Origin of the sequence: Martelella alba (assembly GCF_005217455.1) — a bacterium.
Classification (GTDB): domain Bacteria; phylum Pseudomonadota; class Gammaproteobacteria; order Enterobacterales; family Enterobacteriaceae; genus Acerihabitans.
This window is the reverse complement of sequence record NZ_SZPQ01000072.1, coordinates 1-12,242: the sequence shown is the minus strand read 5'-3', so window position 1 is coordinate 12,242 and position 12,242 is coordinate 1. Positions and strand designations below refer to the sequence as shown.

Annotated in this window: 13 protein-coding genes; all 13 read right to left on the bottom strand. The window is 56.9% G+C overall.

Annotation, left to right across the window (positions count from 1 at the left end):
* A partial coding sequence (locus FCN80_RS24700) for a type VI secretion system Vgr family protein (RefSeq protein WP_136992974.1) occupies positions 1-2,141 on the bottom strand: 2,141 nt, incomplete at its 3' end.
* Positions 2,138-2,419, bottom strand: coding sequence for a hypothetical protein (locus tag FCN80_RS24695; RefSeq protein ID WP_230492937.1), 282 nt, complete (start codon positions 2,417-2,419; stop codon positions 2,138-2,140). The genes FCN80_RS24700 and FCN80_RS24695, both read right to left, overlap by 4 nt.
* On the bottom strand, positions 2,416-2,760 hold the full coding sequence (locus FCN80_RS27100; protein ID WP_230492936.1) for a DUF2345 domain-containing protein: 345 nt from the start codon (positions 2,758-2,760) through the stop codon (positions 2,416-2,418). Before FCN80_RS27100 ends, FCN80_RS24695 begins: the two co-directional genes overlap by 4 nt.
* Before the next feature lie 9 nt (positions 2,761-2,769).
* A complete protein-coding gene (locus FCN80_RS24690) occupies positions 2,770-4,581 on the bottom strand; it encodes a type VI secretion system Vgr family protein (protein WP_230492935.1) in 1,812 nt (603 codons plus the stop codon).
* A gap of 36 nt (positions 4,582-4,617) precedes the next feature.
* A complete protein-coding gene (locus tag FCN80_RS24685) occupies positions 4,618-5,436 on the bottom strand; it encodes a lysozyme inhibitor LprI family protein (protein ID WP_136992973.1) in 819 nt (272 codons plus the stop codon).
* 74 nt (positions 5,437-5,510) lie between these two features.
* Entirely contained in the window at positions 5,511-5,777 is a 267-nt protein-coding gene (locus FCN80_RS27095; RefSeq protein ID WP_230492934.1) for a hypothetical protein, read from the bottom strand.
* Positions 5,774-6,199: an AAA family ATPase gene (locus FCN80_RS27090; RefSeq protein WP_373880361.1), complete on the bottom strand. Its 426-nt coding sequence runs from the start codon at positions 6,197-6,199 to the stop codon at positions 5,774-5,776. Before FCN80_RS27090 ends, FCN80_RS27095 begins: the two co-directional genes overlap by 4 nt.
* Positions 6,196-6,435, bottom strand: a complete 240-nt coding sequence (locus tag FCN80_RS27085) for a hypothetical protein (protein ID WP_230492933.1) — start codon at positions 6,433-6,435, stop codon at positions 6,196-6,198. Before FCN80_RS27085 ends, FCN80_RS27090 begins: the two co-directional genes overlap by 4 nt.
* Positions 6,436-6,608: 173 nt before the next feature.
* The gene (locus tag FCN80_RS24675) at positions 6,609-7,100 is read right to left on the bottom strand and encodes an Hcp family type VI secretion system effector (protein ID WP_136992972.1); all 492 of its coding nucleotides are present in this window, start codon (positions 7,098-7,100) and stop codon (positions 6,609-6,611) included.
* A gap of 5 nt (positions 7,101-7,105) precedes the next feature.
* Entirely contained in the window at positions 7,106-8,821 is a 1,716-nt protein-coding gene (locus FCN80_RS24670; protein WP_136992971.1) for an OmpA family protein, read from the bottom strand.
* Positions 8,818-9,507: a type VI secretion system protein TssL, short form gene (tssL, locus tag FCN80_RS24665; protein ID WP_136992970.1), complete on the bottom strand. Its 690-nt coding sequence runs from the start codon at positions 9,505-9,507 to the stop codon at positions 8,818-8,820. Before tssL ends, FCN80_RS24670 begins: the two co-directional genes overlap by 4 nt.
* Positions 9,504-10,844, bottom strand: coding sequence for a type VI secretion system baseplate subunit TssK (gene tssK, locus FCN80_RS24660; protein ID WP_136992969.1), 1,341 nt, complete (start codon positions 10,842-10,844; stop codon positions 9,504-9,506). The genes tssL and tssK overlap by 4 nt, the downstream gene beginning before the upstream one ends.
* Positions 10,845-10,861: 17 nt before the next feature.
* A partial coding sequence (tssC, locus tag FCN80_RS24655; protein WP_136992968.1) for a type VI secretion system contractile sheath large subunit occupies positions 10,862-12,242 on the bottom strand: 1,381 nt, incomplete at its 5' end.

Here is a 12,242-nt window from a genome sequence, read left to right as displayed (position 1 = left end):
CGATCTTCGGTACTGACGACGCTGATTTCTCCACGAGCGATGAGCTCCATCAAATCATTCTGCGCCTGTAGCTGCACGGGCCCCTGGTTCGCGATGAGCTTGATCCCGAGCTTACGCACAAACACGCTCAGGGCATTACCCACCCCGATGAACAGATTTTTCACCACGCTGACGTCTGCATTTTTACCGGCAGTGGCTATCAGGTTCTGACCAGCAGATACCTGCAGGTGTTGTCCGCTGGTCAGCGCCATTCCATCCGGTGCGCTGAGCAGCAGTACTGATTTTTTGAGGTCTGTCAGCTGCTGTTCCAGTAGTTTGATTTGCGCCTGGAGATCGGCCGGGTTCGCGGTCGCCTTCTGTGCGTCACCGGAGATGGATGTCATCTGCTCGCGGGCATCCCCCAGATTGCTGACCGCTGGCTGCATCTCCAGTACCTGGCCCTGTGCTTTCGTCTGACCATCAGCGCTGATGAACATCCCTTTCTGTGCCCGGATGGCTCCCCAGCGGTCGGTTCTGAGCTCAAAACCTTCACCGCGCTTCTGCTTCTCAGCATCCACTAAATGTCCGAGATTCAGCTGACTCTTGCCGCCGTACTCGGTGGAGACCTTGATATGCTCCTGATCACGGCTGTCATCGAGACGGATTTTGTTGTTCGCCGGGGTGCGCAGGACGTTACGTTTGTAGTTTCGGATAGTGACATGGTCGTTGTGCGCCGAGTCGTGAAGTACGCCAAAAATGTACGGTCTGTCCGGGTTACCATCCTCAAAGCCAATCGCCACTTCGGTGCCCGCCAGCAGCGGCAGGTGCAGGCCGTAAGTGTCGCCGGCATACGGGCGGGACTGGCGCACCCACAGGCTCTCGAACCCGGTCTCCCAGTTATCACGGTCAAACAGCATGTTGACGCGATAGCGACCGTCTTTATCGATGTGGCCGTAGGTATCGTTCTCGGTGGTGCTCGTGACGCGTGCCGGCAATGTGCCGGCCATCACGGGACGCGAGCCAGGCTCAGGACGGAAACTAAAATCAGGGCTGTCCGGGATGCCGTCGAAGTTGACGCCAAAGTCTTCATCACGGCGCGCATGGCTGTGCATCGCCGTGATGACCACGCCATGCGTAAACACGTCGGCCACTTCGTACCCGCCGGTGACTTTCAGTTCCTGACCCGGAGAAAGGGTCGGACAGCTGGTGATGGCATGGATCTGCGTCTGGCCATTCAGGTAGCGCTCATGACGAATGCGGGCATAAAACGCCCCGGACTCCGGGGCCGGATTGCGATCATGGTGACTTCCCGCTGTCAGATAGTTATCAGCATAGTGATAGGCATCACCGTAGGTGGTGACATCCCCGCGGGTCGCGTCCACCAGGGTGCTCATATCATCCGTAGCCTGTCGGTAGTTGTAGTCGCGGGTGCTGACCTGCTTCTGCACCACGTTATGATGGCTCTCCATGCCCCAGATCGAGTCCACACCGTCCGAATGCTGTCCTGATGGCGGCACCGAGGGCAGCGTCAGGCCTTTTTCATACCCCTGCTGACCGTCGTAAAACTCCACGACGTCGATGTTCAGACGCGTGTCGGTGGTAAAGCGGAACCAGATACCCACCTCACCCAACAGGCGGGTAATAAAGTGCAGGTCATCCTCGCCGTACTGCATCACCTGCTCACGGCGCGGATACTCTTTTGCAAGCGAGAACAGAAAATCCTGACCGCGCATGTTGTGACGCTCGCGCAGGATTTTTTCCACGATTTGTGGCACCGACATGTCCTGATAAATGGCATTCTGGTGCGAACGGTCGAGCAGCGCCAGGCGTGGCTGGAGCGTCAGGGCATAATGGGTTTCATCCTTTGAGGTGTTGAGACGTTCAAAGCCGCTCACCACTCCCTGAAGAGTGCGCACGGCCTGCTGCATTTTGATGCCGTAACCCTGGTCAACCGGGGCCTGCAGTGTCAGGGAGGCCGCGTTCATCAGCATCATTTCTTTGCTGATGGCATGGTCACCGCTGGTAAATTCAATACGGTAGCTAAACGGCGTGCTCAGGGCTTCATCGCCTTCAAACGCCAGCACATCGAGTTCTGCTTCACATCCCTTCACCGACAGCTGGTGATGGTTGTGGCTGAATCTGATCGGGGGATTACTGCTCATGCGTGCACTCCTTGTGTACGGTCAAACTCCAGCCCGATACCCTCTTCCTCACTCCAGCTAAGGCGTAACGGCTGTGAATTCTGTCTGGCGGCCAGGTGGGTCAGCAGTTGCTGACTCAGCATCGGCAGCATTTGTTGATTGAGCAGACTGTCGACGTTGCGTGCGCCGGTATCCGGCAGCAGGCAGGCGGCGGTCAGCGCGTCATACAGGCTCTCATCAATCTGCGCGGTCAGGCCGTAGTGACGATGTAAGCGCTTGCTGACCTGTAACAGCTTCATTTCCACGATTTGGGCGTGCTGATGACAATCTCATCGTCGGTGCTGGTGATGGTCAGTTGTTTCTGTGCACTCATGTCGAGTGTGTTATGGCGGGAATGCATCTCGACCTCGCCGAGGTTCGCAATCAGTTTTGCACCGGCTTTGTGGACAAACAGTCCCAGCCCCTGCTCCGCACTCACAGAGACATTGCCCATCGCGCCCATATCCAAATGCTGTCCGGCATTTAGCATCGTATTCTGCAAACTGGTCAGCTGAAGATGTTCACCCGAGGTGAACGCCATTCCCTGAGGAACAGACGCCAGCATCACAGTCGACTGCAAATCAGCAATGCTCTGCGTCACCAGATTGTTTTATGTCCGGATGTCGCTGACCAGCGCCTTTGCTGCTTCAGCAGCATTGTTCAGCGCCTGCATTTCGCGGTTGGCCTGTTTGATCCGGTTCACGGCCGGAGCCATTTCAAGCATCGCCCCCAGTCCTTTTGCCTGCGCATCCGCAGTCAGGTACATCCCCCGCCCTGCACGCAGCGCCCCGTACTCATCGGTACGAAGCTCAAAACCGGTCCCGCGGGGCTCACGCGCACTGTCCACGACGTGGCCGCCGTTGAGGTGCGTCTTGCCAAACGGTGTGGCGAGCTTGAAATGCTCTTCCTGACGCTTGTCTTCCAGGCGGAATTTGTTGTCCCCGGCCGTGCGCCAGATGTTGCGCGTGTGGTTGTCGCGGGTGACGTGGTCGGGATGTTCGGAATCGTGCTGGGCATACGCAATGTACGGACGGTCCGGGTCGCCGCCGTCGAACATCACCGAGACTTCGGTGCCGTCAAGCAACGGGGAGTGGAAACCGTAGGTATCGCCGGCGTACGGTTTTGCCATACGCAGCCAGAGGTAGGCATAGCCCTGTTCGGTGCTGTTGCGGTCAAAATCAAACCGGACGCGGTAGCGCCCCTGATTGTCGAGGTAAGCGTAGGTGTCATGCTTCTCATCGCTTTCCACCCGGGCAGGCAGGGAGCCGGCCATCACCGGGCGGTTCAGCAGCGCCGGGCGGTAGCAGACCGTTTCACTGTACGGAATGCCCGTAAAGCGCAACTGGAAGCCCTTATCGCGCGCGCCAGAAGTGTGAACCCCGGTGATAACAATCCCGTCTTTCAGCGAATCGGGCAGACCACTGCCCTGTGGCTCCAGGACTTCACCCGGGGCCAAAACCGGGCTGCTGGCACGTCCCGTAACTGTCTGCTGGGCATTAAGATAACGTTCATGACGCAGGCGGGCAAACCAGGCTCCGCTTTCCGGCGTTTCCGTATCCCCTTCACTCAGGAACGGCTCGGCATAGTGATACACCTCACCGGTAGTCGCCCCGCCTTCCTGACGGACGGTCACGGAGCTGTCCTGCGGGGTCAGTGCGTCGCGGTAGTTATAGTCGCGGGTGGCCACACCGCCGGTGACCACATGGTCTTTTGGCTGGATATTCCAGACGCTTTCCTGGCCGTTATCACTGGTGCGTGACGGCGGAATAATGGGCAGCTTCACCCCAAACTGATACTGCATCTGGCTGTCCTGCAAAATCATCACATCCTGTTCAATGCGGCCGTCCATCTCAAAGCGCCAGAAAATGCCGACTTCGGCCAGCAGGCGCTGAACAAAGGCCAGGTCCGTTTCATGCCACTGGGTAATGAGCTCCCGGGCCGGGTAGGCCTGCGACAGACGGAATTCAAAATCAGCCCCTTCCAGTCCGTGGGTACGCAGGATTTGCTCCACGACCTCCGGCACCGACTGGTTCAGATACACCGCACAGCGCTCGGTATGCTGCATCAGCGCAATACGCGGTACCAGTCGCAGGGCGTAGGTGATTTCATCCCCCGACACGGAGATGCGGCGGAAATTATCCACCACGCCATACACCGTGCGCACCGGCACCGCCGGCGTACCGTCATAGAGCGGTGTCTGGAAGGTAAAGGAAGCAGGTTTGAGCATCAGCTCACTGCCGGCAATATTCGCCGCACAGGTGACGGTGACATCGTAACGCCACGGCTGGCTCAGGGTTTCACTGGTACGAAAGCGCAGGACGTCGAGAAAATGCGGGCAGTCATGGACGTCCACGCGATAGCGAGACAGCCCCAGGGCTTCATCGATTTTCTTCTGTGTCGGACCGATATCAGTATTACTCATTCTTTACCTCCCTTACAGAACACCGGCGACAATCAATTAATTATTGCCACTGAGGAAATCAATGCGCTCATCAGTCATTTTCGTCTGGCATTGATAAATTTCGATTCGGTGTTTCATATCAACACTGTTCGATTCCGCATCCGACAATTTCCCGCATTTAGCCACTTTTTCACTAACCCATATCACTTGTTCTTTTTTCAGTGCATTTCGTGAAGAATCCGGGAGCTCTCGCCATACTGAATTAAGGTTACTGTCGGAGTTTTTATATTCAGCCTTAGCAGAAGCAAGGTTTTCTTTGGCCTGGGCATTAATAATCTGACTTTTATTAACGGACAACACACTGATATTGAACAGCGCGTCAGACAAATCACTGCGGTTGAAATTGCTAAAGATGACATCTTTACCGTTATCAGCAAGTTTGGCACTGTAATTCACACCGCTCCAGACCACACTTCCATTATTAAGCTTGCCGGAGGTACCTGTCACGTAATGCAAATACTTTGGATCGCTACTCACCACATCCAGTGTCTCCTGTGGCACTTTTACTGAGATTGTCGCACTACAATTCAGTCCATAGCTGCCATTACCAGAAGTTGAGACATTGCTAACACCGATCGCCAGGTTATTGAGTTTATTCTGATAGTCTGTGACGGGTTTATCATAACTGTATTTAGACTTTGTCAGATAATCACTTTGCAGCAGGCCTGAAGCATCACCGTGAAAATAAACAGAAAGAGCTTTGACGGCATCTTCTCTGCCACATTTAAAATCATCAGATGAACTAAAAAATCCCGCATACGCATTTGCTGTACAGGTCAGAGCAATAACCGCCGGGATAAATTTTATAAACTTCATTCTTTGTTTCCTTTTTATTTGCAGTAATAGCAACATCCGTTGCCAGTCATGATTGCTTCCAGTATCTGTTATGATTATTCCGCATCAAATTCCAGCCCAATCCCCTCTTCGTCGCTCCAGCCAAGTGTCAGGGTGTGTGGTTTTTGCTTCGCCGCCATGTGGGTCAGCAACTGCTGGCTCAGCACCGGCAGAATTTGCTGGTTGAGCAGGCTGTCGACATTACGCGCGCCGGTGTCCGGCAGCAGGCAGGCGGCGGTCAGTGCGTCATACAGACTTTCGTCAACCTGCGTGGTCAGGCCGTAGTGACGATGTAAGCGCTTGCTGATCTGTGACAGCTTCATTTCCACAATGGTGCGCATCGCCGCCTCTGCCAGTAGCGGCGTGACAGAGTGATGGCCGCGCGCACGGCATCGTCGGTAATATGGACGCTATGGTGTTCGGCATAGCGTGATTTCAGGCCCCTGAGCATCAGGCAGGCGGTATCGTCGTCCGGTTCGTCCACTTTCACCATCTGGAAACGGCGCTCCAGTGCGGCATCGCGCTCAAAATACTGCTTATATTCAGACCAGGTCGTTGCCGCGATGGTACGCAGTTCGCCACGCGCCAGAGCCGGTTTCAGCAGATTGGCCGCATCAGCGCCACCCGCCTGGTTACCCGCGCCGATAATAGTGTGCGCTTCGTCGATAAACAGCAAAATCGGTACCGGTGACTGTTGTACCGCGTCGATGACGTTTTTCAGGCGCTGTTCGAATTCGCCCTTCACGCCCGCGGCTGCTTGTCCAGCCAGCCCAGCAAATCCTGCCAGATGGCGTCCATATCCCACTCGTAGCGACGGGCCAGCACGGTCAGGTCGCCTTCGCCCTGCTCCAGCAGTTTCAGCAACCAGTGCTCCGGCAGAATTTCTGCCTGGGCGCGGGTCTGGCAGAGTAAAGCTGCCCCTTCCATCACGCGGGCGCAGTAAGGGTTGAGACGTCGCAACAGGATGGCTGGATTTTCCATGAATCTCTCTCTTTGTCGGTTCCTGGACACGCTACCGCCCATCGCTGTTTCCCGTTAAGGGGACCAAAGCGCATACGGTCAGGCTGGCAGTTTGTGGTTTTCTTTGCTGAAAGCCCGTTTCAGACAGGCACGCAGCAAAAAACTGCGGACAGGAAACCCCGTCCGCACCGGGCTTACGCGGTGGTGCGTTCGTTCCAGGAATCGGAATGAATGATGTTGCCGTCTTTGTAGGTCCAGGTGATTTTTTCGTAACGCAGTTCAATGCGCTCGAGGTGGTTGTGCTTCTCTTTAGAAGGATCCTTGATGTCATACATTTCAGGGTTCACTTTCACCACTTTCACGTTTTCCAGTTTGGTGTTGAAGTACTCCACTTCCTGGCCCGCGTCGTTGATTTTGAACCACTTGAATTCCGCAGACTTGAGGGTCTGACCGGTGGTCACCGCCTTGTACAGGTACGAACTGGACGAGTCGATTTCCTTGGTGAACAGGAACGGGGTGTGGATACGGGTACCGGTCAGCTTGCCGGTGTTGTTGTCGGTCGGGATGTACAGGTTATGCTCCTGAGCGACAACTTCGATGCTGCCTTCACGATCCTGAACGTCCACAGACCCTTTGATGTCCGCGCCGCCGTCGTCTTTCAGCCAAAGATAAACAGGAATTGCCATGAGAGTTACTCTCCATTTGATTGTGATACGTCATCATCCTGCGATGACGCTGGGGTTTTGCCGGGTATTTGACAGGCATTGGCCTGCGGTACCAGACTGATTTCGACACGGCGGTTGAGCGCGCGCCCCTCCGGGGTATCATTGGTTGCGATCGGACGGCTCTCGCCATAGCCCTGCACCGCAAAACAGCTTTCCGGTACATCACCGGTGTCACGCATCCAGTCGCGCACCGCTTCGGCACGTTTCAGGGACAGCATCTGGTTCAGTTGCGGATTGCCGGTGTTATCGGTATGCCCGGACACGACAATCAGCCAGCCCGGCTTCGCTTTGATGCCGACCAGTGAATTCACCAGCATTTTGGTGGACCCGGCCTTCAGCACGGATTTGCCGGAATCGAACAGCGACATGCTGTCGAGGCGGACAATTTTCGGTACCGGTTTGGTGGGTTTTGGCTGCGGTTCAGGCGGCGAAGGTGGCGGCACGTAGGAGCGGATCGCATCCAGCACAGGCATTCGCAGACGCTCACCCTGATACAGACCGAGGCCCATCCGCACCGGTACGCCATTGCGCACCCAGCCGTCCAGCTCTGCCGCATCGTCACGCAGGACGGCCACGGCGTCAGCTTTTAAGCCGAAATCATGCATCGGGATACGGTCATAGCGGGCAATATCGAAACTCACACGCTGCAGCAACTGGCGATTGTTCCAGCCACTACTGAGCAGCGCTGCAATGGCCGCCAGCGTGAAAATCCCGAGCGCACAACGGAAGGCTCGCCCACGCGGCGTCAGGCCTTGCCCTTCGGGCAGCAGCGGCAGGATAAAATCCGGGAAGGGGGAGATAACCGTACTGTCCGTTCCTACCGGCTGCCAGCCCGCTACCTGCTGCATCGCAGTGTGACGGGAAAGCCACGCCGTCCAGGCAGATGTGGCCAGACTTCCGGCAAGGATCGGTCCCATTCCCCACAGCACCGCAGTAGGCGCAATGACAGGGACGTCGGGGTTCTCATCCATAAAGACAGCGTTGACGTGCTGATGGAACCAGCTCATCAGGCTGTTCATCAGCACCTGTTGCTGCATCGCAGGCGACCCACCGGTGGTGACCCATGCAGCGATTGAACTCGGCGCTGAAGACTCACGCCAGACCCTCACCCCTCCCCCCGGGATAGCCGCCTGCCAGAGCAGATCATTCGTCATCGCGCTGCCAACCTGGCCATTCAGAACCAGCGGCACAGAATGACCCGTCTCTTTACGCAGCTGGCTGATTTGCCAGCGCAGGGCAAGCAGACGACGGGTAAGCCGCTCGCTGTCGGCGTGTTTCTGCGGGCAAACGCTGACCATCACCGACAGCTGACGACCCCAGTCAGGTCGCAACCACAGTACCTGGCGGGCTGCCTGCTCCAGATCCTGATGATCCTCCACGCGGATCCAGCAACCCTGTGTGACCGTAAGCACCGGTGACTGCTGTGGCCAGGCCAGCGGCAGATCGCCACAGACCAGCACCACGGGCTGACGGTAAGTGGCTTCCGGGAGGTCATCCAGACGCAGGGGGACGTCATGCTCCGCACGACGACTGGCGACAGTCCAGAATGCCAGGATAAGCCCCAGCATCGCCAGTAGAACAAGCACAGAAACCAGTCGGGATACCGGCAGGAAGCCCAGGCTGACCACTGCGCTCAGCAGGGCGGCCCACAGCGCAAGCCCGCGCTGTTGTGCAGGACTCATTTCACGGCTCCCGGCAGCAAGGTCAGCAGTGTCTGATCCAGCCAGTGGCTCAGTCCCCACCACAGCGCGGCCACCACCACCACGCTCAGGCCAATTCGCACGGGCCATGACGCCAGCCAGCCGCCCATGCCACGCCCGGTACGACTTTCCGCCAGGACAGGATGGGTTTGTGGATAGCTGAACGGCGTGACATGTTCACTGAGCGCGTTGACGAGTTTCTGGCGCTCCGAATCGTTCTGAGAGCGGAAACTGCCGAGGAACCCCAGCATCATGACCCGCTGGAAGCAGGTCACGACAGCATGGTCAGGCGCCGGTTCACGCAGCACATCGCGCATCCGTTCGCACAGCGTATCACCTGCATCCATGGTGCCAAGGAAGCGTCCCTGCAGGGGAATGTCATACCATTGCACACAGGCGTCATCCTCCACACCGCGACCTTTGACGGCTTCATCAAGCAGCGCACACTGCGCAGTGAGAATATGCTGACAGCTGGCTTCATCGAGTTCGCTCGCTTTCAGCTCACGCTGCACACGCTCAACATCAGCAATGCAGCGCTCCCACAACGTGCGCCCTTCTCCATCCTGAAACGTCGGACCGTGACGCAGGCTGATCACCTGCAGCCAGGTGTCCTGCAGCAGGGCATCAATATCAATGGACGCGGCCGCGCCGCGTTTGTTCTCACTCATGTTCTCAGTACCGCAAAGAGTTCAAGTTCAGGCTCGCCGAGCATGCCCGGAACGTAAAACATACAGGTGCCGCCCTGAAGCATTTCGGTGGTCAGAGGATGAGAAACATCGAGGCTGAAATACTGGTTTTCCAGACGCAGTGGAATGGCGGCCGGCACATGACGCAGCGGCGTCAGCGGCACACCCACCCGTGAAGAATTGACGATACTCCTGACATGATCGGGACTGCCGACCTTACACTGGCGTGGGAACTGTTCCTGCAACTGTGCCACCGGCATCGGTGAGCGCACGGAGAGGTAGTAATCCGCCCCTTCGCGCAGACGTGGGTCATGCAGACGTGCCTGCCAGAAGTGAAGCCGGGCATCATGCTCAAGCTCAATCGCCACCACCCGCGACGGCAGGCTGGCCTCCAGCAGGTCGCCCAGCAGGTCAAACAGCGGCGGGAAGACGTTATTCAGTTGCTCATGCTGCCAGACAGGAATAGCACTCACCTGGTGTTCCAGTGAGAAGGTCAGCAGGCTGCCCGCAAGGCGTGCCAGTTCAGGATACAGACGCTCCGGTGGACTTTGCGGGTGGCGATGAAATTGTCCGAGCACGGGTTCTGCGCTGTTCAGGGCATTGAGCAGCCAAAACAGAGACACATCCGCCACGGCAAAATCGGCCATGCGCTCGTTACTTTCACGACGCATGGCCATCAGTCGACTCAGACGGGCACGCAGTTGCGTCATCAGCTGTTCCAACTGGGTCACCAGCCATCGGCTGCCCTGCAGAGCCAGCAGTGGCGGAAGATAGGTTTCATCGAGTGCCCAGCTCCCCTGCGAATCCTGTTGCAGGCGGGCGACCGGACAGGTCAGGTAATCGCTGTTGTTCTGATGGGTAAACCGCAGCGTCAGCTCCGGGCGCATCACTGCAATCTGGCGGGTATCGTCCCCGAAGGTATTGCGGACATCCTGCCAGCGCTGACGATAACGAACAGGGCGATCGGCCACCTCATCAGGTTTAAGACAGTTGCCGCCATTCGCCCGCAGCAGCGGAAGGGCCAAAACCACCACCACGTCCTGTGATTCGCCCTCAAGCGTCAGCACCGGCGGCAGGTCATCGGCATTATCCGTGTCGATAAGCGTGCCGTCGGGGAAGCGGATGTGCAGATGACGAGCCTGCAAACGGCCCAGTTTCAGTGCATCCGGTTCGAAAGTGGCATCAATCATCCCCCAGGGATGGGAGAGTCCCAGTCGGGCGATGCATTCCGCAGACCAGGCCGCATACGCGGCCTGTTGCTGGAAGTGCTGGGGAGAGACCATAATACCCCTGCCCCATAACGGTTGTTCCGTTTTCATTGGCTTCCTGCCTTACGTTACGATTTCGCCTTCGGCATCTGGGAAACCAGTGACAGGTTGACGTCCATCCCTTCCACCTGGAAGTGCGGCACGGCGTACAGCTTCACGCGGAAGAAACCGGGGTTGTCCTCAATGTCCTCTACCACCACTTTCGCGTCACGCAGCGGGTGAGAGGCCTGCAGCTCGTCGCCCGGGTCGGTCATTTCGGTGACCAGGCCGCGGACCCAGGCGTTGAGCTCAAGCTCCAGCAAACGGCGGTCTTTCGTCGTACCGATATTCTCGCGCTGAATAAGCTTCAGGTAGTGGGCAATGCGCGACAGCAGGAAGATGTATGGCAGACGCGCATTGATACGGCTGTTGGCCGTCGCATCCGCGGTGTCATACAAGGCTGGCTTCTGGGTAGAATTAGCCGAGAAGAAACAGGAGTAGTCTCTGTTTTTATAATAACTTAAAGGAATGAAGCCCAGATTCGCAAATTCAAATTCGCGGGTTTCCGGGATCATCACTTCTGACGGGATCTTCACCTGATTGCCGGTACCCAGATCGTAAAGATGAATAGGCAGGTCCTGGACGGCACCGCCGGCCTGCGGGCCCCGGATCTGTACACACCAGCCGTTGTTAATGAAGCTGCGCACCATGTTGGATGCAAAGGCAAACGAGGCGTTAGTCCACAGGTATTTATCGTGATCCGGGCCTTTCACTTCTTCCACATAGTTGAAGCCGCGCACCGGCACGGTGTCCGGGCCATACGGCAGGCGCCCCAGCACGCGCGGCATCACCAGACCGATATAACGGGCATCATCCGTCTCACGGAAGGATTTCCATTTGAGGTATTCAGCGCGATCAAAGTAGTTACCGATATCCTTGATGGCAGCCACTTCCTCCATCGAATCCTTAAGGAAGAATTTCGGGCCGGCAGAGCCGATAAACGGCATATGGGCGGCGGCGGATACGTTGGAGATATTACGCAGTAACGCCACATCCTGCGCAGACGCATCAAATTCGTAAGCGGAAATCAGCGCAGCGATCGGCTCTCCACCCGGGGTGTCATACTCATCAATATATGTATTTTTATACAGTCCGCTCTGGATGATTTCCGGGCTGTCTTCGAAGTCCTGACGCAGATCTTCTTTGGACATATCCAGTAGTTCAACCTTCACGTTCTGGCGGACATCGGTTCTGTCGACCAGGGATTTCAGACCGCGCCACAGCGATTCCACTTTCTGAAACTCGGCATGGTGCATTACCGCATCCAATTGACGGCTAATTTGGTGATCAAGTTGCGCTATATGGTGATCAATCAGATGCTTATCCAGTTTTACAACCTTCGCGCCGGCTTTGCTCAGGCACTCCATAAACACTTTCATGCCCGCCGTCAGGCGTTCGTCCGCCGTGGCA

Bases quoted from the DNA above. Each gene is read 5' to 3' on its own strand.
- FCN80_RS24695 (WP_230492937.1), bottom strand. From the start codon at position 2,419: ATGAAGCTGTTACAGGTCAGCAAGCGCTTACATCGTCACTACGGCCTG.
- FCN80_RS24690 (WP_230492935.1), bottom strand. From the start codon at position 4,581: ATGAGTAATACTGATATCGGTCCGACACAGAAGAAAATCGATGAAGCC.
- FCN80_RS24685 (WP_136992973.1), bottom strand. From the start codon at position 5,436: ATGAAGTTTATAAAATTTATCCCGGCGGTTATTGCTCTGACCTGTACA.
- FCN80_RS27095 (WP_230492934.1), bottom strand. From the start codon at position 5,777: ATGAAGCTGTCACAGATCAGCAAGCGCTTACATCGTCACTACGGCCTG.
- FCN80_RS27085 (WP_230492933.1), bottom strand. From the start codon at position 6,435: ATGGAAAATCCAGCCATCCTGTTGCGACGTCTCAACCCTTACTGCGCC.
- FCN80_RS24675 (WP_136992972.1), bottom strand. From the start codon at position 7,100: ATGGCAATTCCTGTTTATCTTTGGCTGAAAGACGACGGCGGCGCGGAC.
- FCN80_RS24670 (WP_136992971.1), bottom strand. From the start codon at position 8,821: ATGAGTCCTGCACAACAGCGCGGGCTTGCGCTGTGGGCCGCCCTGCTG.
- tssL (WP_136992970.1), bottom strand. From the start codon at position 9,507: ATGAGTGAGAACAAACGCGGCGCGGCCGCGTCCATTGATATTGATGCC.
- tssK (WP_136992969.1), bottom strand. From the start codon at position 10,844: ATGAAAACGGAACAACCGTTATGGGGCAGGGGTATTATGGTCTCTCCC.